Origin of the sequence: Planctomicrobium stercoris, from assembly GCF_051465655.1 — a bacterium.
Lineage (GTDB): Bacteria > Planctomycetota > Planctomycetia > Planctomycetales > Planctomycetaceae > Planctomicrobium.
This window is the reverse complement of the sequence record NZ_CP195791.1, coordinates 5469626-5492422: the sequence shown is the minus strand read 5'-3', so window position 1 is coordinate 5492422 and position 22797 is coordinate 5469626. Positions and strand designations below refer to the sequence as shown.

General features: G+C 58.5%; 14 protein-coding genes. 9 read left to right on the top strand and 5 right to left on the bottom strand.

The features are described from left to right. Positions 1 to 214 precede the first annotated feature (214 nt). The 4 genes from rpoD to SH661x_RS22280 all read right to left on the bottom strand — a co-directional run bounded on the left by rpoD (position 215) and on the right by SH661x_RS22280 (position 9623). Positions 215 to 1894, bottom strand: a complete 1680-nt coding sequence (gene rpoD, locus SH661x_RS22295) for an RNA polymerase sigma factor RpoD (protein WP_437226195.1) — start codon at positions 1892 to 1894, stop codon at positions 215 to 217. Positions 1895 to 1934: 40 nt separating this feature from the next. Continuing rightward, positions 1935 to 3821, bottom strand: coding sequence for a DNA primase (dnaG, locus tag SH661x_RS22290; RefSeq protein ID WP_437226193.1), 1887 nt, complete (start codon positions 3819 to 3821; stop codon positions 1935 to 1937). 390 nt (positions 3822 to 4211) lie between these two features. Then, positions 4212 to 5891: a GspE/PulE family protein gene (locus SH661x_RS22285; RefSeq protein WP_437226191.1), complete on the bottom strand. Its 1680-nt coding sequence runs from the start codon at positions 5889 to 5891 to the stop codon at positions 4212 to 4214. An 18-nt stretch (positions 5892 to 5909) separates the two neighbouring features. Continuing rightward, positions 5910 to 9623 (bottom strand): secretin N-terminal domain-containing protein, encoded by a 3714-nt coding sequence (locus tag SH661x_RS22280; RefSeq protein WP_437226189.1) that lies wholly within the window; start codon positions 9621 to 9623, stop codon positions 5910 to 5912. Between the two features lie 302 nt (positions 9624 to 9925). Between SH661x_RS22280 and SH661x_RS22275 the strand changes: the two genes are divergently transcribed. From SH661x_RS22275 to SH661x_RS22235, 9 genes are all read left to right on the top strand, one after another. Next, positions 9926 to 10801: a hypothetical protein gene (locus SH661x_RS22275; protein ID WP_437226187.1), complete on the top strand. Its 876-nt coding sequence runs from the start codon at positions 9926 to 9928 to the stop codon at positions 10799 to 10801. 74 nt (positions 10802 to 10875) lie between these two features. Further along, a complete protein-coding gene (locus tag SH661x_RS22270) occupies positions 10876 to 12084 on the top strand; it encodes a type II secretion system F family protein (RefSeq protein ID WP_437226185.1) in 1209 nt (402 codons plus the stop codon). Positions 12085 to 12236: 152 nt separating this feature from the next. Continuing rightward, on the top strand, positions 12237 to 12674 hold the full coding sequence (locus SH661x_RS22265) for a type II secretion system protein GspG (protein ID WP_437226183.1): 438 nt from the start codon (positions 12237 to 12239) through the stop codon (positions 12672 to 12674). Next, on the top strand, positions 12671 to 13354 hold the full coding sequence (locus SH661x_RS22260) for a pilus assembly FimT family protein (RefSeq protein WP_437226181.1): 684 nt from the start codon (positions 12671 to 12673) through the stop codon (positions 13352 to 13354). Before SH661x_RS22265 ends, SH661x_RS22260 begins: the two co-directional genes overlap by 4 nt. A gap of 9 nt (positions 13355 to 13363) precedes the next feature. Beyond that, complete coding sequence (locus SH661x_RS22255; RefSeq protein WP_437226179.1) at positions 13364 to 13807, top strand: type IV pilus modification PilV family protein; 444 nt, start codon at positions 13364 to 13366, stop codon at positions 13805 to 13807. Next, entirely contained in the window at positions 13804 to 14730 is a 927-nt protein-coding gene (locus SH661x_RS22250) for a prepilin-type N-terminal cleavage/methylation domain-containing protein (RefSeq protein WP_437226177.1), read from the top strand. Before SH661x_RS22255 ends, SH661x_RS22250 begins: the two co-directional genes overlap by 4 nt. A 56-nt stretch (positions 14731 to 14786) precedes the next feature. Beyond that, the gene (locus SH661x_RS22245; RefSeq protein WP_437226175.1) at positions 14787 to 16781 is read left to right on the top strand and encodes a general secretion pathway protein GspK; all 1995 of its coding nucleotides are present in this window, start codon (positions 14787 to 14789) and stop codon (positions 16779 to 16781) included. Between the two features lie 286 nt (positions 16782 to 17067). Continuing rightward, positions 17068 to 18573 (top strand): hypothetical protein, encoded by a 1506-nt coding sequence (locus SH661x_RS22240; RefSeq protein ID WP_437226174.1) that lies wholly within the window; start codon positions 17068 to 17070, stop codon positions 18571 to 18573. Positions 18574 to 18602: 29 nt separating this feature from the next. Next, positions 18603 to 20321 (top strand): putative Ig domain-containing protein, encoded by a 1719-nt coding sequence (locus SH661x_RS22235; protein ID WP_437226172.1) that lies wholly within the window; start codon positions 18603 to 18605, stop codon positions 20319 to 20321. A gap of 159 nt (positions 20322 to 20480) precedes the next feature. Here the strand turns inward: SH661x_RS22235 and SH661x_RS22230 are convergent, their stop codons facing one another. Continuing rightward, entirely contained in the window at positions 20481 to 22736 is a 2256-nt protein-coding gene (locus tag SH661x_RS22230) for a VIT domain-containing protein (protein ID WP_437226170.1), read from the bottom strand. Between the last annotated feature and the right edge of the window lie 61 nt (positions 22737 to 22797).

Sequence of the window (22797 nt, the reverse complement as noted above, 5' to 3'; positions counted from 1 at the left end):
TTTGCCGCTTGCGGGTGTCCGCGGGGTGAAGTCCAGTGCTGAATGTCTGACCGCGATCACTCACCGGTCATAACAGCTTCTTCTCCCGTTTTCGGAACTCTCGAAGTAACGGGAGCTTGCAACCCCGGCTGCGAACATCAACTGACAGAGCACTCCGGTTTAAGAAGTGCTCTGATGTTGACGAAACGTTCCCGATTCTGGGTCGTAGCCCGGGTCAGCTGGCTTCGGTGGCGAGGGAGAGGCGTTCGAGGAACCCTTGGAGTTGTTTGGCTCTGGCGGGGTGCTGGAGTTTGCGGACCGCTTTGGCTTCGATCTGTCGCACCCGTTCCCGCGTCACTTTGAAGATTCGTCCGACTTCTTCCAGCGTATACGTGTACCCGTCCCCCAGGCCGTAGCGGAGTTTGATGATTTCCCGTTCGCGGTAAGTCAGGGTCTTGAGGACCTGATCGATCTTGTCCTTGAGCATTTCCTGGGCAGCCTGGCTGACCGGGTTGTACTCGCTGGTGTCTTCGATGAAGTCGCCGAACAGGCTGTCGTCGTTCTCACCGACCGGCTTGTCGAGGCTGACGGGGGACCGCGACATCTTCAGGACGCGGGCGGCTTCTTCGATGCTCAGATCGGAAGCGGCAGCGACCTCTTCAATGCTCGGTTCGCGTCCCAGTTCCTGCACCAGCTGTTTGCTGACACGGCGGATCCGCGACATCGTTTCGATCATATGCACCGGGATGCGGATCGTGCGGGCCTGATCCGCGATGGCTCGCGTGATCGCCTGCCGGATCCACCACGTGGCATAGGTCGAGAACTTGTACCCGCGGCGGTATTCGTACTTATCGACCGCCCGCATCAGGCCGGTGTTCCCTTCCTGAATCAGGTCGAGGAAGCTCATGCCGCGGTTGCGGTATTTCTTGGCGATCGAGACGACCAGTCGCAGGTTGCCGGCGGAGAGGTCACGCATCGCCTGATCGTAGGCGGCGTAACGCTGATGAATCTCCTCGACCCGGGCCGCCAGCGACTCCGGAGTTTCGAGGGTGAGTTTCATCAGGTCCCGCAGCTCCTGCTCATAGTTCGCACGGCGATCCTTCAGCAGTCGGTCATGTCCGAGCCGTTGGATCTCCGCCTGCAGTTCGGTCATCCGGCGGGAGATCTGTTCGAGTCGTTTGATCAGCGGCTGCAGACGGGTGGTCCGCAGGCTCATCTCTTCCAGCAGCGTGGCGACTTTGCGTCGGCGCTGTTCGAGCTGATTGAACTTCTCTTCCCGGACCAGCTTCTCAGCCCCTTCGGCAGTCGCTTCGCTGAAGTTGAACTGACACTGATCGAGCAGCTGACGGATGGTTTTCAGGTTCAGGGGCATGCGGCCCTGGACCTGTTCGCGTTCGGTGCATTCGGTCAGCGAGATCTTGATGGTGCGGTCGAACGGCAGTTCACCGCGATCGACTTTGACCAGTGTTTCGTAGGCGTCGTTGGAGATGTAGTGACATTCCAGCAGGGTGCGGCGGAACCGTTTGCGGGTCACTTCAATCTTCTTGGCCAGCGCGATTTCCTCAGCGCGGGTCAACAGGGGGATCTCTCCCATTTGAGACAGGTACATCCGCACGGGATCATCGATGGCCCGTCCGCCGCCGGTCTCCTCCAGCATGCCGGTGAGGTTGACGGTCTGCAGCTTTTTCGCCGGGGCTTTCTTCCCGTTGGCCTTGGCCGGCTTGGCGGGGAGGGGAGCCTTCTGTTCATCCCGGATGGAGAGGCCCAGTTCTTCCAGCGAGATGAGCAGAGCGTCGATCTTCTCGGGATTGACCGCCTCATTGGGCAGATATTCATTGACCTGGGTGAACGTCAGGTAGCCTTGCAGCTGTCCCAGTTCTGTCAGTTCCCGCAGGCTCTCGTCCAAACGATGCATTCTTGATTTCTCCCCTGGAAGCGGGCGTGTGTGTCCGGCTTCAGACGGTGGATTTCCGGGTGGCTCTTCGAAGGTGAAATTCCGCTGCCTGCCTGAGCGAAGCCTCCGTGGCTTCATCGAGCTGACCTGCTCCCTCGGGTTGCTGTGACAACTGCATCGACACCCGTTGCTGACGCTTCTCTTCCTCCCGCCATTTCAGGTTGGCTAAAGAGGTCTTCAACAGGGCGGGACAGCCGTCGTCGTCATAATCACTGTCCCGAACTTTCTCGGCGATCCCTTTCGCCATGGCCCGTTCATCAATCCAGACGATCAGGCTCTTCAACTCCGGGCTCTCCACCCGGGCGAGCAGACCCGGCAGGGTCAACTCCCCATTTTCTTCCATCTCCCACAGGCAGCATTCGAGGATCTGCCCCAGGATCGGGTTCCGCAGCGGGTTCTCGCTGACAGGACCCATCACAAATCCCATGTGCTCGGGAGCCGCCAGGATCAATTCGAGCAAGTCGTATTCCAATCGCTCATCCCGATTCATCCGCTGACCGAGAATCCGCTGCACCTCCCGTGAGGTCTCCGGCGCTTTGACGGCGTTCTGGTTCACGCGCACCGGACGCGAACCCCCTGTTCGAATCGCTTTGAGTCTTTCTCGAATCACTTCTTCGGAGAGCATGAGCCGCTGTGAAAGATTTGCAATCAGCAGCGATTCCCGCAGACTTCCTTCCAAATGAGGCACCTGTGCCAGAAGCTGCAGCATCTCTTCGAGGATGCGTTGTCGTCCATCAATGGTCTCGCCGCCATGTTCGGCCCGGGCTGCGCGAAACTGGAATTCCCAGGCTTCCGGGGCCTGCTGGACCAGTTGTCGAAACTCATCTGCATTGTAGGCAGTCAGATATTCAGCCGGGTCCATTTTCTGGGGCAATGTCAGGATTCGCAGGTCGACATCCTGAGCCAGAAACCGCTCGACCGCTTTTCGGGCGGCATCCTGTCCTGCCCGGTCGCCATCGAAGACCAGCACGACATGCCGGGCAAAACGCTTCAGTGCGGTGACATGAGAATCGGTGAGCGCCGTTCCCAGAGTCGCGACGACGTTCAGGATTCCGTGCTGATGACAGGTGATGCAGTCGGTGTAGCCTTCCACCACGATCGCCTGATCGGAAAGCCGAACCGCATCCCGGGCCTTGTCGATCGCATACAGCAGACGGCTCTTGTGAAAGACCGAACTCTCCGGGCCGTTCCAGTATTTGGCTTCATCTTTGCTGCCGGGCAGCACCCGACCGCCGAAGGAGACCGGCTGTCCCCGTTCGTTACAGATCGGAAACAGCACCCGATTCACAAAGTTGTCGTAATGACGTCCCTCTTTGGCACCGACCAGCCGGGCTTCGAGGAGCAGTTGTGGAGAATACTTGGTGCGGGACTGCTCCAGCAGCCACGTCCAGTCATTGGGATGAAACCCCAGACGATACTTCTTGATCGTCTCAGGCGTGAAATTCCGCTCAGCGAGATACCGCCGGGCCGGTTCGGCCGCGGGCAGCTCCAGCAGCGCCTTGTGAAACACGTTCTCCGCCCACTGCAGCACTTCCAGCAGCTTGGCGCGACTGGCTTCTTCTCCCGAAGTTGAACGGGCTGCCTTTTGTGGGATCGGGACGTTCGCTCGGCGAGCCAGCAGCTCGAGGGCTTCAGGGAACGTGATTTTTTCCCGCTCCATCAAATAAGTGAAGCAGTCACCGCCAGTATTGCACGACCAGCAGCGAAACGTCTGTCGATCCGGATAGACGTTCAGGGAAGGGTTTTTGTCGTCGTGAAAGGGACACAGTCCGACGTACTGCCTGCCGCCATGCCGTGGCTGAAGGGAGATGCTTTCTCCAATCAGGCTGACCAGATCCGTTTGGGATCGGACGGTCTCACGGAATTCCTGGGGAGTCGAAGACGACACGAGTGTCCTGAATAGTGCTGCGAACAGAGCGACGCCGACGGCCCTACAACCGCGCCAGCCAGTCTAATTTGTTTCCGAGGCTCGTCAATTTGACAAGTGAACATCCGGATAGAGGAGGGTTCGCTGTCCGTGAAAAAGGAGCCTTTGGAGTCTACACCCTGGCAGGGCGGGGTCAAATTTCTGAGGAAGAGAAGGAGAAAGAGAAGGGCCCCGCAACCGATTGACCGGCATGAACTTGAACGAGCGCCTTTGAGGCAACGTCTCGCAAAAACCCCCCACCCCTACAACCCAAAATCCCACAAACCCCACCCCCTCACCACCCCACCCCCGCAAAAACTGGACAGTTGGATTCCAAGACTTTTGGCGGGCAGGGTGTCAGAGCGAAGGTCATCATGAAAGATCGCCGCGGGTGATGCGGAGGACTTCTTCCAGCGTCGTGATGCCTGCGACCATCTTGCGGAGGCCGGCCTGGCGGAGGCTGATCATTCCTTTTTTCAGGGCGTGGGCGCGGATGGCGCCTGTGCTGGCCCGTTCGTTACACAGGTGCCGCATCTCTTCATCGTTGATGAGAAGTTCATGAACACCGGTCCGGCCTGCGTACCCGGTGTCACGGCAGTCCCGGCAACCGACCGGCTCATAAAGGACGAAATCTCCCAGATCCATGAAGTCCGACGGGAGATCTTCGGGCTTGTAGGGAATGGCCCGGCGGCAGCGGGGGCAGAGCTTTCTTAAGAGTCGCTGGGCGAGGATGCCTTCGACAGTGCTGGCCACCAGATAGGGTTCAACGCCCATGTCGACCAGTCGGGTGAAGGAGCCCGGGGCGTCGTTGGTGTGCAGCGTGCTGAACACCAGATGCCCCGTCAAAGATGCCTGAATGGCACTCGTGGCGGTTTCACCGTCGCGAATTTCTCCGATCAGCACGACGTCGGGGTCGTGACGAAGAATGCTTCGCAGACCTGCAGCGAAGGTCAGTCCGATCTTTGAATGCACCTGAATCTGGCTGATTCCGGGGAGCTGGTATTCGACCGGGTCTTCGACGGTAATGATCTTTGTCGCTGGACTCTTGATCTCACTCAGGGCGCTGTAGAGGGTGGTGGTCTTTCCGCTTCCGGTCGGACCGGTCACCAGGATGATGCCGTGAGGAAGTTCGATGAGCTTCTTGAATGCGTTGTATGTATCATCCGGCATTCCGACCCCTTTGAGGTCGAAGACCATCCGCTGCTTGTCGAGGAGGCGCAGCACGATCCCTTCGCCGTGAAGCATCGGGATGATGGAGAGACGGACGTCAATTTCGCGGCCCTGCACCCGGATGTTGATCCGTCCGTCCTGCGGCAGACGTTTCTCGGCGATGTTCAGCCGGGCCATGATCTTGAGCCGGGTGACGATCGACGAAGCAAAGTGGTTGATTTCGGGGGGGACGGGTTGAACCCGCAACAGTCCGTCGACGCGGAACCGGACGACGAGCCCGGCTTCCTGCGGTTCCAGATGGACGTCGCTGGCCCGCTGGTCGAGGGCTTCGATCAGCAATTCGTTCACCAGCCGGATCACCGAGGGGGCGAGCGCCGACTCTGCAAGTTCCCCCATGCCAGCGGGGATTTCATCGAGCAGGTCAATCTCGTCAGCCCGCTGGGCGACGAGTTCTTTAATGGTGTCTCCGCCCACGCCCAGGTTGCGTTTGATGAGATCCAGAATCTCATTTCGGCTGGCGAGGACTGCTTCGATCCGCACCCGTGCCAGAGTGCTCAATTCATCGATCGCTTCCAGATCGAAGGGATCGCTGATGGCCACCTGCACGTGTCCGTTTTCCCGCACCAGGGGAATCGCTTCGTAGCGAAAGACGGCTGAGGTCGGGAACAGGTTGAGCAGCTCTGGGTCGACTTCAAATGTCTTGAGGCTGACCAGCGGCATTCCGAGTTCGTCGGAAAGAAGCTTGAGCGCATCCTCTTCGTGCAGGATGCCCATCTGCACCAGCACCTGATCGATTCTTCGCTGCGGGTCGGTCTGCCGCGCGAGTTCGATCTGCTGTTCTGTGACGAGTCCGGAGTCGACGAGGATTCTGGCGAGGTTCATGAGGGATGCTGCTTCCGGTTATTGCCCACCGCGTCCGCCGCGACCACCGAAGCCGCCACGTCCGCCGAAACCGCCCCCTCCAAAATTCCCACCGCTCGGCGCTCCTCCGCCGAATCCGCGACCGCCGCTCGCACCGCCCGGGGCTGCCCCCTGGCCTCCTCCCTGCATGCGTTCCCGCATCCGCTGTTCGAAGAACTGCCGCATCTGATCCTGCTGCGAGTTCCCAGTATTGGAGCTGGCAGGGGATGGGGTCGGTGCAGGAGTGGAACTTGTTGGAGACTGCCGCGAACCGGTCACGCTGACTTTGACCTGTGGCATGAGTGAGCCGAGGGCCCCCTGAATGACGGTGGAGTTCGTGTTTTCGAGATTCACAACACGGACGGTCCGGCGGGCTTCCAGGGCCGCCTGATCCATCGAACGGACCAGTGCTTCGACCTCATGGAACAGGGCATCATCCGCCCAGACGATCAGGTGGCTGGTGCTCTTGTCGATTCCCAGTGCCAGTTTCGGGGCAGCTGCGGGGCCAGCATCGTTGCCGCGTCCCCCGCGCTGACCTCCGGCTGCGAGCATGGCGAAGGGATTGTTGTTCTCCTGAGCACGCGGAGGATCGATGTAGTTTTTGTAAACGTCCTTGACGATCGTGTAGACTTCATCGGCGTTTGCATACTCCACGGGAATCATCCGTGCGAGTTTGTCGCGAAGAGAATCTCCTCCCAGATCGGTGGCGTCCAGCACCTTCAGCATCTCTTCGACTTCTCGCACCTGGGCGGCAGGTCCGGAGACGAACAGGGCGTTCTGGCGGTTGTCGGGAATGATCTTCAGCGACTGCGTGCCCGCCAATGAGCCCAGCCCGGTGATGTCCCGCAGGCTTCCGCCCAGTGAGGAGGCTCCGCTGCTCAGGCTGTCCATGAGACCTCCCGAACTGGAAGACGATGCAGACACCGAGCTTCCCGGGAACAAGAGCTTCAGCATGTTAGCTGCTTCCGTGGCGTCCGCGACCTGGAGGGTGAAGACGGTCCAGGTCACGCGGGGCGGCAAGGCCTGCATCGTTTTCTGCAGCAACTCTTCGAGCTGATTGAGTTGCTCCGGGTCGGACGATGTGATGAACAGTTCATCCCCCATCACCACGATGTTGACGTCCGCATTGGATTGTCCCTTGGCTGTGGCGGGAGGGTTTTTCGTTTCAGGCGTTTCGAGAAACTCGCTCAGCAACGCGTCCAGTTCGGCATCCGGTTCCTGTGTTGCAGGTTCTTGCTCAGGAGGAGCATTCGTCTCGGCGACGGTGATGACAGGGACTCGACGGGTCGCAGGTGGGAGAACCTTCACGGAATTTCGATTTCGTTCCGGTGCGACTTCGGTCTGAGGTGGAGCGGCGGGCTTCGGAGATGCACTGGGAGTCCGCGGCGCCGGGGTGCTTTTCCGGGCAGGGGGATTTACAACGCGAATGGTGGCCTCGTTGTTGGCGTTCCACATTTTCTGAATGAGGGGGAGCAGTTCTTCCGGGTCGCGTCCCGCCAGCGGAATCGTGCGGGCGAGAGAGTTGTCGGACCCCGAGCGGCGGCCAGTTCCGTCTTCTCCCAGTTGTGTCAGAAGTGTGCGGATCTGAGCAATCTGATCGGCGCTTGCACGCACCATCAACTGCTGGCCGTAGTAATCTGCTTCGATCGTCGGAGCTGCATCGCCATCCTTCAGAAACATGGAGCGAAGGGTTGTGGTGACTGCGACGGGATCGAGCTTCGCAAGAGGAATCACCGCCATCTGACGGTCTCCTCCGAGGCCATCCATCTGGGCGATCAGGGTCTCAACCTGCCGATGCTGTTCCGGCGTCGCCTGAATGTGGATCTTGCCATTCCGGGCATCTTCATTGACGACGACACCCGGCATGAGGGCATCGAGGGTCTTTGTGACTTCCCGGGAATCCGCGGAGGTGACGCGGTAGACCTTCAGTGAGGGGCGATTACTGGTCGGGGTGAACTGGCTGGGATCCCCCTCGACGTCGATGGTCTTGAGTGCCTGCTCGACGAGGAGGTGTTGAGCGACTGTCGCAGTGACCAGCAATTGGTTGGTGCGGGAATCGATCGTCACTCGGGTTGGTGTCGTTTCGACTCGAGGAGGTGCCGGGGGCTGCTGATTCTGCTGCTGATTTCGAGGATCGCGAGGATTGAAATTTCCTCCTCGCTGTCGTTCCTCTGTGGCGGCGCTGACGTTGCTGACACGAGGTGCGACTCCCAGCAGCGTACGGACGATCTGCTCGGCGTCAATCGCATCAATATGCTGGACCTGATACGCCTTAAAGGTGATGTCATTCGGACCGCCGCGAGCGGTGACGTTCTTGAGGATGTCCCGAATGCGGATGAGGTTGGAGCCGATGTCGGTGACCAGAATGGAGTTCGTGGACTTGAGCCCGACGACTTTCCCCTGTGGACCCTTGATATCGTTCACTTCCGTCGCCATCTGGGAAACGTCCACTCCTTCGAGCGGGAAGATGACAGTCAGAAGTTCATTCTTGCCCCGGTTCTCCAGATCGTTGGGAGAAACATTCGGGATGAGGCTGGGAGGAATCGGTTCGTCGATGTTGACGCAGACCAGGAAGTCATCCCGCCGCAGCAGGCAATACCCCTTGGGGAGCAGGTACCCGTTCAGGATGTCCAGGGCTTCCAGCGGAGTGTATTCCGCGCGGTCGTAGTAATTGAATGTTCCCGGCGGCAACGAGTTCAGGTCCAGCGAGAGTCCTGCTTCCGCTGCGAACAGCTTGAGGACATCGCCCCAGGGTGCGTAACGAAAGTTGAAGGAAAATTTCTTCTCTGTGGGCTCGGAACTGGTTGCCGGAGCCGTGGATGTTTCACCAGCCGCTGCGGGGGGAGTGGCTGGTGTCGCGCTCTGTGTGTTGAAAGAGACGATCGGGGCGTTGGCATTTGCAGCAGGCTGGAGTGTGACCGTGCGAGGCGTCATCGCTGCGGATTCCGGACCTGCGGCAGACTCCTTGGTCGCAGCATTGGAATCCACAGCGGGCGGCGTCGTGTTCGCAACGGCTGCTGGTTCTTGTTTGGGAGGGAGTACGACCGGTGGAGGACCAATTCGCTGGGTCCATTTCGCTTTCTGTTCAGGAGTCAGGACAGCGAGGTAACGATCAGTCCATTCCTGATCCAGATTCTTGCGATCCTCGTCGCTGGCGTCACGGCCCAGTGCGAAGCGGGCCATCATGCGCTGTTCGCCGAAACTGGCCAGTTCCTTCTTCTGTTCTTCGGTAATGCCAAATTCCTTGGCGAGCTCTTCATCCCAGGTGAAGATTCCGGGGCCCTGATGGTGCAGATGCAGTTGATCCAGGCGTTTGGCCTGAGTCGGATTGAGGATCGCTTTGGCATCGGCGTCCGCCTTCTTGCGGAGTTCGATGAAGCGGGCCCACATCTGTTCACGAACTTTGCTGCGTTCCTCTTCGGACTCGGCTGCAGCGTATTTCGGATAGATATCCTTGAAGTGGCCCTGATAATCGCTGCTGGCTTCCGCGAGTGCATCGATTTCGATCTGCTGCTGGGGAGTCAGTTCGAGTTCGGATCGGACGGCTTCGTTGGAGAGTTCGCGCAGCAGGCCTCTCCCTCCGAAGCCTCCCATCGGTCCCCGCCCGGGAAGTGCGGGAAAACCTTGGGCAGCTGCGGTGCCGATGGCCAGTTCCAGCGTCACCGCAATCAGGAACAGCCCGCGACAGGGGTTGAATCTGCCTGATGTTTTCATGCACAACTCCGCAACCTGTCAGCAACTTTCGGCCAAAACGACCTTCGAATCGAAACTCTGAGGTTCGTTTGCTGGTATCATGGATGTCAAGAACGGAAGCGCTCCGCTGTCAGAATTCAGCGTTTTCGGCGAATTCGAACAATTGTGATGGAGCACCGTCGGCCTGATCTGTCCTCTGATCGGAAGATTTGCTCTGCTGGACCAGAGTTGTCGATCCGATTGCGGATTGACGGGGTTTCACTTCCAGAGAACATTCCTTCCAGTCATTCAACCCCGAGGAAAGTCTTTCGGACCGGATTGCCATGACGAAATTGAACGATCTTCGAAAAGTCTTTGCCTGTCTGGTATTGGGGCTGATTGCAGCGGCTCCGTCGGCAGTTTATGCACAATCTGACGAGGACGGATTTTCTGAAGGTTTCGATTCTGGGGGTTTTCCCGATCGTGGCGGTCGTGAAGGGGGCTTTGGGGGAAGAGGATTCGGCGGTCGCGGTATGCGAGGCGGGCCTCCCGGAGGGGGTGGTCCCGGCGGCTGGGGAGGCGGAGACTTCGGCGGGGGTGGAGGACGCTGGGGAGGCCGAGGCGGTTTCTCTCCCGAGGACTGGAGCCCTGAACAGACGGCATCCACCTCGACAAAACCAACTTCAACTGCCATCACAAGAGCTCGCGTGACGATCGATCTCCCCGAAACCTACAAGGAAGGGGATCGCGACCGTGACGGTCAGATTGGACTCTATGAATGGCGTCAGTGGAAACGGGGTGATCTGCAGGGATTTCTGGCATTGGATCACGATGGCGATGGATTTCTGACTCCCGCGGAGCTGACCAAAGGTCCCAAGGGAACCGTCGTGGTCAGCACCTCGGGCGTTGCACCGGTCACTCCTCCTGCGACTGCACTTCCACCGGCTAATGTTCCCATGGGACCCGCTTCCGACTTGCCGCCGCCCGGGGGACCGCAGCCGATCTCTCCAGACATCCCTCGGACACCGGAAAGCCAGGCCGGTCTGGGTAAGTTTGTGTTGATGGACAAAAACCGGAATGGCTTCGTCGATCCCGAGGAATGGGCCCGCTCCTCGATCTTGAAACCCCAGTTCAGCGCCGCTGGCCTTGATCTGGAAACCCCGATGTCCAAAGATGACTTCATCCTCAACTACCTGAAGCTGAACCCGCCCAAGAATTGATCAACTCCGGGTGTCTGCAAGTCAGACCCCTTTCACACCGGGGATCTTGTCCTCGGGCAGAACTGTCTCATCTGATGCCCGACTATCAGTACATTGCCCGGCAAGCTTCCGGCCAGCAGGTCAGCGGTGTGCTGACTGCAGGGTCGGAAAAAGAAGTGCTGGCTTCACTGGCGGCGCAGCGACTGTTCCCCATCCGCGTCGACATGGCGGCCTCATCCAAGGCCTCCGAGAAGCAGATTTCAAAGCGAGTTCCCGCTCGATATCTGGCTGTTTTCTACTCGCAGCTGGCAGACCTGTTGAAATCGGGTGTGCCGCTGTTGCGGTCTCTGGAACTGCTCGGAAGACAGTCCACTCATCCGGCGCTCAAGTCCGTCGTTCAGGATGTCCGGGATCAGGTGGCAGACGGTTCACGTCTGTATGACGCGATGCGGCAGCATCCCAATGCCTTCAACGAGCTGATGATCAGCATGGTGCGGGCGGGTGAGGAAGGGGGCTTCCTCGAAGACGTGCTGAAACGGATTGCGGACTTCACGGAACATCAGGAGGAACTCAAGGGCCGTGTGCTGGGAGCCATGGTCTATCCCATTTTTCTGCTCTCTGTCGGCGGACTGGTCGTCGCCGCATTGATGGTCTGGTTCGTCCCCCGATTCGAACCGATCTTCGACAACATGTCCCAGCGGGGGGAACTCCCCTGGACCACGTCGTCCCTGCTGGCGATGAGCAACTTTGCGCAGCGGTACTGGCTGATTGCCATCGGCGGAACCGCAGCGGCCGTTTATGGACTTGTCACCTGGTTGCGAACTCCCAAAGGGCGTTATCAGCTGGACGTGTTTCGATTGCGGGCGTTCGGACTGGGACCGATCGTACGAAACCTGTCGATCGCCCGTTTCTGCCGGGTGCTGGGAACGCTGCTCCGAAACGGCGTGCCGGTTCTGAATTCACTGCGAATCGCGAAGGATGCCACCGGGAATAAAGTCCTCAGCGAGGCGATCGATCAGGCTGCGGATAATGTCTCGACAGGAAAGTCGCTTGCCCGTCCGCTGGGGGCGAGCGGACAATTTCCGGAAGAGATCGTGGAAATGATCGCTGTGGGGGAAGAAGCGAACAATCTGGAAAACGTGCTCATCGACATCTCGGAGAACCTGGATCGTCGTACGAGTCGTCAGATTGAAATGGGAGTCCGACTGCTCGAACCGCTGCTGCTCATGATGCTGGCAGCTGTCGTGCTGTATGTCGTGGTCGCGTTGTTACTGCCGATCCTTCAGACGTCGTCGGTGGTGTAAGCGGCGAATCAGTCTGACCCCCTGACGATTGCTGGTTGGAAGACAGCAATCGGATCGAAAAGAATTTGAAAATGTCAATTTGTCCGCATCTGAATGTTTCCTGTCATTTTGTCGGAGCTGTTCGGATGCGGCATCAACCGGAGAAGGAAGTCATGCAACGTCGTGTTCGCTCTCAGCAGTCCCGTCGCGGTTTTACGCTGCTGGAGATTCTCATTGTGTTGGCCATTATCGGCGTGATTGCCGCCATGGCCGTTCCCCGCCTGCTGGGTCAACAGCGGGCTGCCAACATTAAAACCACGAAAGCCGGGATTGTCTCCCTGGAAGAAGCTGCTCAGTACTATGCAGTGGGGAACGCCGGAACTTATCCGGAGTCGGTCCAGCTGCTCCTGCAGAAGGGGGCAGACGGCACTGATCCCGTGCTGGACAAGATCCCAACCGATGCCTGGGGAACACCGCTGAACTACGAGTACCCGAACACGAAGGCCAACGTCAGCCGGCCTGCCATCTGGTCCTCAGGGGAAAACCGTCAGAACGAAAATGGCGGTGGTGACGACATCAACAACTGGAAAGATCTGGCAACGACGAAGTGAAGATCGGCACCGCCCAGCAGCGTTCTCACGCAACCTCGACGACACCTTCGGGGGAACGGTCGGGGTTCACGCTGCTGGAGTTGATGCTGGTGCTGGCGGTTCTCGCCACCATTGCGACCCTCAGCTGGCCGGGACTGATGCGCTCGCTTAAGCAGCAGAGCGTCCAGGGAAACGCGGAGCAGGTGCGGCAGATTCTCGACCGGGCGCGGGTTCGCGCGGTGGAAGATGGCCGTACACTGCAACTGCGATTCGAACCAAACGGAAAGCGGTATGTCCTGTTGCCGCTGGATCCGGTCGATCAGTCTCAGGCTGCGCCTGCTTCAGTCTCGCGGACCAAATCCGTGAGCAGGACGCTGTCCGAAGAACCGTTTCGAATCTATGAGTTGTCCAAGGAATGTTTCTTCCATGTGGACAGCTCGTTCCTCAGTGGAGAAAAGCAGTCGACCGAGCGACTCGGGGAAGCGTGGGCCGCACACCTCGAGAATCCCGCTGAGCTGGATCAGGTCGCGTGGTCGAGTGCCATTCTTTATCGCCCGGATGGATCCGCGACAGACGGGTCTGTCGTGGTGATGGATCAGGACCGTCAGTACATCAAGCTGCACGTGCGTGGTCTGACCGGCGCTGTCTGGTCAGAACCGATCGCGGTGATGGCCGAACGTCTCGGACGAACCGGAAACTGAGGGCTCGCCGTGCGTCAAACGAATTCCAATTCGAACCGAACTGCCCGCCGGGGAATTTCTCTGTTTGAAGTGGTGCTGGCGCTCGCGATCTTTATTGGTGCGCTGACTGCCATCACACAGGTGCTGCGGACGGGAAGCCGGGCCGCGGTTCGCGCCCAGCTGGAGTCTCAGGCGGTGCTTCTGGCCGAACAGCGGATGAACGAAGTTGTGGCCGGTGTGCAGTCGCTGGAAGGAGTCAATCGAGTTCCGTTTGACGGCAAGTCGAACTGGTACTGGACGCTGAATATCAGTGACAGCGGGACCCCGAACCTGCTGCGGCTGGAAGTCATTGTCGAACACGCAGACAAGGACGATAAGAACAAAGTCAGCTACCGCCTCGCCCGATTGTTGCGAGACCCTCAAGTCTACGTGGACGCTGCCAACGCAGCCGCGACGGAAGGAGGGACGCTATGAAATCGGCACACCGTCCTTCCGGATTCACGCTGATAGAAGTGCTCATTGCTCTGGGCCTGAGCGTCATGCTGATTTCGGCGGTCTATGCTTCCGTCGACCTTTACTATCGGTATCAGACAGCTGGTCGGGCGGAGATTCGCGGGCAGCAGCTGATGCGGGCACTCACCCGCATGATCGCTCAGGATCTTTCGTGTGTCGTTCTGAAGATCCCGGAGGAAGCGAATTCTGGTGACTCCGGGCTGCAGGCAGCGGATGAAGCGGGGGCGGAATCCTCTTCCGGAACAGGCGGTGCGAGCTTCAGTGGTTCGTCTTTCGATGCCATGGCTGCGGGAGGAACGTCCTCCGCGCAGGGATCTCTCAGCAGCGGAACGGAAATGAGTTTCCTCGGGCTGGAAGATGCAGGACTGCCTGTGATCTTCGGGATCGTGGGGACTTCCGAACTGTTGCATCTGGCGGTGAGTCTGCCGACCCGTGAGCTGAATTACTTTCCGCTTTCCACGACGACGACTCCCAGGGAACGCTCAAGTGATCTGCAGATCGTGACTTTCGGTCTGACTTCCATCGACTCCATCCAGATGGCCATGCTTCAGAAGAATCTCAAGTCGACCCGTCCGTCCGTCGGGCTGGGGCGGCGTGTACGAGACATGTATACGTCCATCGCCGGTGATGAGATGCTTGAGTCCGATGCACTCATTGCACCGGAAGTGACCGAGTTGACCTTCCGCTATTTTGATGCGGGGGAATGGTTCGAAAGCTGGGACAGTGTGACGATGGGACGGCTCCCGCGAGCCATCGAGGTGGACTTCGGATTCTGGAATCCACCAATCGTGCAGGTGGGACGAAGTCTCAGCCGGGAGTCCGGGACGGTGACTCACGTGCAGTATATCTTCAAGGTTCCTCTCTCAGCGCCGACAGTTCAATGAGGTGACTTCACACACACGGATCAGGCCCCCCCCGTGCAAGTTTTGACAGACATGACATGATGACTTCTCCTCACACATCGCTCAGGCACATCGCCCCTTCAGCCACTTCCAAGAAGGAAGCGGGCAGTCGCAGCGGGAGTGCGCTGATCCTTGTGCTGGTGGTGATTGCCATGCTGTCACTGGGAGCGTACACCTACTCCGAGTTGATGATCACAGAGTACCGGGCCGCTTCCGCAGCTGGCCATCAGCACGCAGTGACTGTCTGGGCCGATTCCGGTGTGGAGTACGTCGCCGCCCTGCTGACTCCGGAAGTTGGCGGCTGGGATCTGGATCTCTACAACAACCCGCAACTGTTTCACGTGCCGGTGCAGGAAGGGGGGGGCTTCACGGTCATTGCCCCGCTCGAAGAGACCAGTGATGCGGCGGTCTTACGCATGGGGGTGATCGATGAGTCCGGCCGCATCAATCTGAATGCGATTGCCCGGCTCGATCCCGAAACCGGCATGGCCCGCACGCTTTTGATGGGGCTGCCGAACATGACCGAAGAGATTGCGGACAGCATTCTCGACTGGATCGATGCCGACCAGGATCCACGTGAATATGGAGCAGAAGCTGAAAGCGATACGTTGGTGCCCCCTCGCGATGGTCCCTTGCAGTCCATTGAGGAACTGCTGCTGATCAACGGAGTGACAGCTCAACTGCTGTATGGGGAAGATGCCAACCGCAACGGCGTGCTCGATCCGAATGAGAACGACGGCGACCTGTCGCTTCCCGCGGACAATGCGGACGGCGTTCTGGACATCGGCTGGAGCGAGTTCTTCACGCTGCATAGCAAAGAAAGCAATCTTCAGCATTCTTCGGAATACTTTGGTGAACCGCGTTTGAATGTGAACGAAACGTTGCTGACAGATCTTTATGATCTGCTCGAGGAACGTCTGGGGCCGGATGAAGCCCGTTTCATCACTGCGTATCGCCTCAACGGGCCGTTGAAGTCAGGAGGAGACCAGTCGTCCGGACAGTCTTCCGGCAACAGCAGCAGTGGGGGAGGATCCTCATCCGGATCGGCCGGGGGAGGTCCCTCTTCTTCCGGCGGGAGTCAGGGAGGATCACCCGGGACCGGTTCATCCAGTCCGGGAACCAGTGGCGGCACTTCCGGCGGGTCCGGTTCTTCAACCGGCAGCAGCGGGCGGTCGAGTAGCGGAGGCGGCTCCACGAGTGCAGGAAGTTCCGGGGGGACGGGAGGGAGCGTCGCGGGAGGGGGCGGAAGCAGCACCGGTTCAAGCCGATCAGGGGGCTCGCGATCCCGCGGACTGTCCCTGTCGACCTCGGGCGGTTCCAACACTTCGTCAACCGGCAATTCCGAAACAGACGAAGCTCTGAAGGGAATGGCAAACGGTCTCGCCAGCATCATGGGGGGAACCGAAGGAGCCGTGACTCGAGGAGGAATGGATGTCTCCTCGGGCGGATCCACCACCATTGAATCGATCTACGAACTGATCGGTTCGCAGGTTCAAGTGACGATCGACGGACAGGAAACTGTCCTCGACAGTCCGTGGAAGGCCGATGCCGGCAGCCTGCAGCAATCGCTTCCGGAACTCCTCGACACGCTGACGTTCACCACGGATGAACAGATCGAAGGTCGGATCAATATCAATCAGGCACGGCGGGAGGTTCTGGTGGGCATTCCGGGGATGCCGGAAGACCTCCCGGATGCCATTCTCTCGGCCCGAGCGCAGCGACTCTCAAACGGTTCCGGGAGTGCCGAACGTTTTAACACTGCGGGCTGGCTGCTGATTGACGGACTGGTCGATCTGGAAACGATGCGGCTGCTGGACAGTTCAATTACGGGACGGGGCGATGTGATTCGTGTTCAGGTGGTCGGTCATGGGGATTCCCCTGGACCGATGGCCCGGGTGGAAGCGATTATTGACGGCACGACACCTGTGCCGTCTGTGATTTCCTATCGAAACCTGTCTGATCTGGGGGCAGGGTTCCGCCGTGATCAGCTCCCCTCGTTTTCCGATTCACCCGACACTCCGAACAATCGCTAGAGCCGGTGGGAGACTGGGAATTCTGCAGTGAATTCGTCAGGTTCGGGCAAGACTCCCGTCTGGTTCATCAGTCACAATAGGACTTGAAATGACACCCACTCCGAAGTACGGAGACATCGAGGGGAGACGGAACCGCAAATCAAACGAATACTGCGAATGGCGGCGACAGCCATCGTCTCTGTGATACTTTCGAAAGCGCTTCATGACATGTGAACAATTCGCCTGATTCGTAAGATTCGCGGTTTCCAACGCCTGAGGCTCTTTTTCTTTACTCTTCATCGGAACTATGTCTGACCTCCTGATTCTCGAATGGTCTCGCGACCACCTTTCCGCACTGGTCCTCGCGGATGGGGGGAAAGGGTCTGTCCGGGCAGCTGCCTCCGCGCCGTTCGTCGATCATGCTGACGAACAGATTCCCGTTTCGCAGGGAGCTGAAGCGTTACGGGCGTGGTTGAATAAAGAAGGAATCACGGCTGAACAGACGGTGATTGTCGTTCCACGCGATGCTGTCATCATCCGCAGACTTCAGATTCCGGTGGCTCCCGCTGATGAGTTACCCGATCTCGTGCGATTCCAGGCGGCCACGCGGACCTCCACACCGATCAACGCACTTTCCCTCGACTTTCTGACGTTGCCTGTCCTGAATCCTGATGCAGGACAGGAAGTGATCAGCTGCACCATCGAACGGGATGCCCTGACTCGCATTCAATCGGTCTGCCAGGGAGCCCGGCTGCAGCTGGAACGCGTTACGGTTTCTTCGCTCACGGTGGCGGAACTCGTCCGTACGAAAGCGGCCAGTGATCTGGGACTGCAGCAACCCGACCTCATCGTCTACCAGCATGGCCGACGGGTCGAATTCTCGATCTTCGACTTTGGAACGCTTGTCTTCAGTCACGCGTCGCTCCTTCCAGAACCCGTTGAAGGGGGAACGCCCGCAGACCGGTTGAAATCCTTCAAGAGCGATCTGTCACGTTGTCTGGTCGCGCTGAGTCAATCCAATCCGAACGCCACGCTCGGCAGGTGCTTCTATGTGAGTGGGGTGCGGGACGAAGATGTGCTCCAGCAGCTGGAGCAGAAATTTCCCGGTGCCATTACTGAAGTGAACGCTTCAGCCACTCTCTCCGGCAAGCCGATCCCCGGATATGAATCGCTGCTGGGAGCCGGACTCCCTGCTCGGGATGATCGCCTGCATGTGGATCTGCTGCATCCGCGTCAACGCAAGGAAGTCCCGGACCGCCGCAAGCTTTACTATGGTGTGAGTGCGGCAGCGGCGCTGCTGGTCTTCATTCTCGGGTACTGGGTGTTTTACTCGAAGAAGTCGGCGCTTGAGGAGTCAATTCTCACGTTGCAGACGGACGTCAATTCCAAGTCGGAATTGCTGAAGAAAGGGAAGCCGCGAGCGGACGCCTACCAGCGGCTGGCGCGGTGGAAAGAACTGGATTCGGATCCGGTTGAATTGTGGAATCAGCTGCGGGTGCGGCTCACCGGGACCGACCGCGTGTACTTCGTCGAAATGAGGGTCGTTCCGCAGGGAGGCGAGATGCAGGCACGCTTCGTCGGCCGCGGCTGCGCGAAGACTCGAGGGGATGTCGACGGCCTTAATCAGACGCTCTCCGATAACGGTTTCCGCGTTCGACCGACCACGCCGAAACAGGGATCGCGCGATCCCGACTATCCCTGGGAATTCGATCTGGATGTGGAACTCCCCCGTCCCCAACCCGTGAAGCCCGTCGTCGGGAAGCCGGACTCCTCAGGCATGCAGACTACGGCCGCTGCTCCACAACGTTCCTGAACTTCGAACTTTTGTCGTTTCATCGTTCCATGCAAAAACGAGAAAAAATCCTGGCTGGCGCACTCGGCGGAACACTCGTGTTCTGGCTCGGGTTCTCGATGTTCGCGGACCGGATTCTTAAACCGCTGCAGGAACTTGAAGGGCGCGAAATCCAGCTGACGAAAGAGAAAGAGCAGCTTTTCGAACAGCAGCTGGACCTCGCCCGCAAAGAGAGTGAAATCAAAAGCTGGCGGGCCTTGAGCCTTCCTCCGGATCCTCAGGATGCGCAGCGGCTTTATCAGGAATGGATCACAACACTGGCGCTGATCTCCGGATTTGAAATCAACAAAGTCTCGCTCGACCGCAGGGTTGCCGAAGCGGATACCTATGTCACGATTCCTATCACGATCGACGCCAAGGCGCAGCTGCAGGAACTGGCTTCCTTTCTCGAGCGATTCGAGTCTGTCCAGCTGTTGCACCGGATCGCTCGATGTGATGTGCTCAGCCCCAGCAACGAAGGGAATCCTGAACTGACGCTGACACTCACAGCCGAAGGATTGTCACTTCCTTCGGCGCCGGCTCGTCCGCGTCTGTTCCCACTGACGGAACTCGCCGAACCGATCAGTCGCGATACTCAGAAGCTGACCGTTGTTTCCAGTAAAGGGTTTCCGGATCAGACACCATTCTGTATCCGCATCGGCAGTGAATTCCTGAACGTGACCGCAGTCGATGGGAATGTCTGGACGGTTCAGCGGGGCGTTGAAAAATCGTTCGCCGAAAAGCATAACGCCAGCGATGGCGTCGAAGAATTTCCGCTACAGGCACGTAAGGAGTCTTCCCAGGCGGTGGCTGCCATGTGGACCCGGAGCATCTTCACCAAGCCGACCGCTCAAGTGAATTATCAGCCGCGACTGGCGAGCACGACTCCGCCGGTTGCCATTCGGGGAACCAACTGGACCTGGAAGCTCGACGTCTCCGGTTGGAATCCGGCGTTTGGAAGTCCCAAGTTCGAAGTTCTGTCCGCTCCGCAGGGAATGGAACTCGACGAAAAAACGGGGACTTTCCACTGGCGGATTGGAGAGCAGGCGGAACTGGGCAGACAGCCGATCGAGATCCTGGTCTGGGGAACCAACGGCCGCGATTCCGGATTCACTTCGAATGTGAATGTGCGGGTACGGGATCCGAATCTTCCCCCCCGGTTCAGTGATCAGAAACCGTTGAAGTTCTTTATCGGCAGACAGTCCAAAGTGAAGATCGCTGCCGAGGATCCAGATGGTGACAACAGGAAACTGCAGTACTCCCTGTCCGACGGCCCGAGCGGAATGAGCATTGATGCCTCAACGGGCGAGCTCCGCTGGACGCCAGGGGAAGACCTGCTGCCGCAGACACTCTCCGTCAATGTGCAGGTGCAGGACGGCGATGAGATGCCGCAGACCGCGTCTCAGAAGTTTTCGATCGCGCTTGAAGAGGACTCCGCCAAGTACACGTATCTGACCGGTTCCGTGATCCGTTCCAACGGCGAGAAGGAATGCCTGATCAATGATCGCGTGACGAATCGCAGTACCATGGTGAAGGAAGGAGACCACCTCGAAGTGGCCGACTTCGCTCTGACGGTCGAGAAGATTGAATCGACCTTCATGCTGGTCAAACGGGACGGCCGACTCTTCCGCTGGCAGTTCGAACAACCTCTCACGGAGATGACTCCGGTTCAAGTGGCAGAAAGACCCAGAGAGCCGGTCCCTGTTTCAGCAGATTCCAAAGAAGAGTAAGAGGAACCACGGAGACACGGCGGCACGGAGAAATACTCTGGAACGTTGGTCAAACAGGTGTCTGCCGGGAACTCTTCCAACAGATTCTGTTCATGATGTCCTTTGTCTCTCTCTGTGTCTCTGTGCCTCCGTGGTAAAAACCTCGTAGAGCGAATCCAATCACTTGATCAGGTAGTTCACTCCGCGGAACTGCACCAGGAGTTCTTCATCCGGGCTCTGTTCGCTGAGCAGTTCGTTCTCGCTGCGAGTATTTTTCGCGATCAACTCGAAGTACTCCGGGGTGAAGCGGACGAGTGTCGTGATCCGGTCCTGATCTTTGTTCAAGTCCAGCGAAGCTGTTTCCGGAGTGACCATCAGCTTCCCGCGACGGTACAATGTGGTCCCGGATTTCTGCACCAGCGGGAGCTGGGCTGGAGTTGCCGATGTCCCGGGCCCGCTCGATTCGTCCGCAGCGATGAAGACCCGCGCGGGGCTCATCACAGGGCTCGGCGGTGCCTTGTCAGCGTTCTTGAAGAGCTGCTTGGCAGCACGTTGATCGAATCCAGACTTTCCGGCGGAATCTTCCAAGGCTCCGAGATTGTTCGCTGCCCGTTCACGATTCGAGGTCGATGCGACATCCGGTCTGACGGTCTTGTCCGCAAGGAAAGCGGTATATGGGGTCAGGATGCCATGTTGAGTGGAGAGTTGCACCAGTTCCTGGACAAGTTCTGAATTGGTGCCGTTCAAATCCAGTTCATCAATGATCTCGCCAATACGCCGCGTGGCCCACAGGCGTGCGATGAAGGCATTCGACTGGTCGTTGCTTTTCGAGACAAATTCCCCCGGAAAGCTGTGGGTCTGTTCGGCCCCTTCCAGGCTTCCTTTGAGGTTGATCTGAACGACACCCGGCCGCTTGTATCTTCCGACAACGACCAGCTGTTCTCCGTGAAAGAGATCGAGCGTACCTCCCGGATAAACGCGACTCACCGCCGACCCCGCAGCATCATCGAGATCGAAGGTCAATTGAATCTCAGTCAGGACCGGAGAACTGATCCGCTGATAGACGCGCGCGACCGCGGCTTCGATATTTTCATCCGGGCGAACATACTCGCTGAGTCCGTGATTCTCTCGCGAGAGTCGATCGAGCAGCCTGCTGTTCACATCATAGCCGACGCCAAAGCAGATGAGCCGGGCGTTTCGTTCGTTTGCCCGCTTGATCGCCGCTGCAATCCGACTCTCATTGGTTTCGCCGGAAGTGGGAAGGCCATCAGTCAGGAAGAGCAGGTAATTCGGTCGCTTCTCATCTTTCAGTTCCGACAGACTGCGAAGCAGGGCATCCTGAATATTGGTTCCACCTCCGGCGTACAGCGAATCGACATATCCCAGGCCAGCCGTCCGGCTTTCATTGGAAACTCCTTCCAGTTCGCTTCGAAAGGCAGCGACCGTGTTGTTGTAGGAGATGATGTTGAACAGGTCTCCTTCATGCAGATTGTTCAGGACGAATCGGGCAGCTTCGCGGGCCTGATCAATCTTCTTCCCGGACATGCTTCCGGACTTGTCGACGACGAAACTGAGCGTCTTCTTCGCCGGTGTTGATGTCGCTGCGGAGAATTCCGGGCTCGCCAGAAGCAGAAAGTATCCTTCGTCCGAGGAGTCGGAACGATAGGTCAGAAGGGTGGCTCCCACCGCACCAGCACTGGAATCGAACAGAAGTCGGAAGTCGGTGGCAGGGACAGTCTGTTTGGCTTCGAACGTCACGACAGCATGCTTTTCGCCATTCCGTTTGATGTCGACGGCATGAGTCGGGCTGTAGAGATTCTTGATGTCGGCTGAACTCTCCAGCGCGATCCGGACGTTCAGATTCTCGACCGGCTTGGCGGTATAGCGGGCGGTACTGAGCGGAAAAAGAAAATCGATGAGCGATCCCTGCTTGCGCAGGAGTTGTGTGTAGTGAATGCTGACAGTCCGTTTTTCGCCAGCCGGGATGGGAAAGACGCTCGTCTGGAACATTCCTGTTCCAATCCACTCCAGCAATGCGGGATCTTTGTTGGTGCGGACGATTTCTTCGTAGCGGTTTCTGGCGTCGGCGGCGGTGAGGAGTTTTGCAGGGAGTTCCTTGCCGTTCACCAGCAAGGTCATGGAGTCGATGGCGCCATCGTAGGGGAGGGGAAAGACGAACTGTGCTTCGATCGTTCCTGTTCCGGAATTCAGGAACGTCTGAGAGACCTCGACATCCGCCATCTGGTCACGCAGCGTCGCCTGAACGGACATTTCATTCAGGGTATACGTCGTCAGAGCTGGACGTGGCGGCGTGGGGAGGATGGGAATCGGGCGAGGCAGGGGCACCGACTTGTTCACAATAACGAGCACACCTTGTGCAAACGCAGTGTGGGACAACAGAAACAGAGCGCAGATCGCGATTCCGATACGTGCCATGACAGACCTCCCCAGTCCAGAGTACCCCTCTCAGTCTTCTTCTCAAAGAGGACGATTCCGA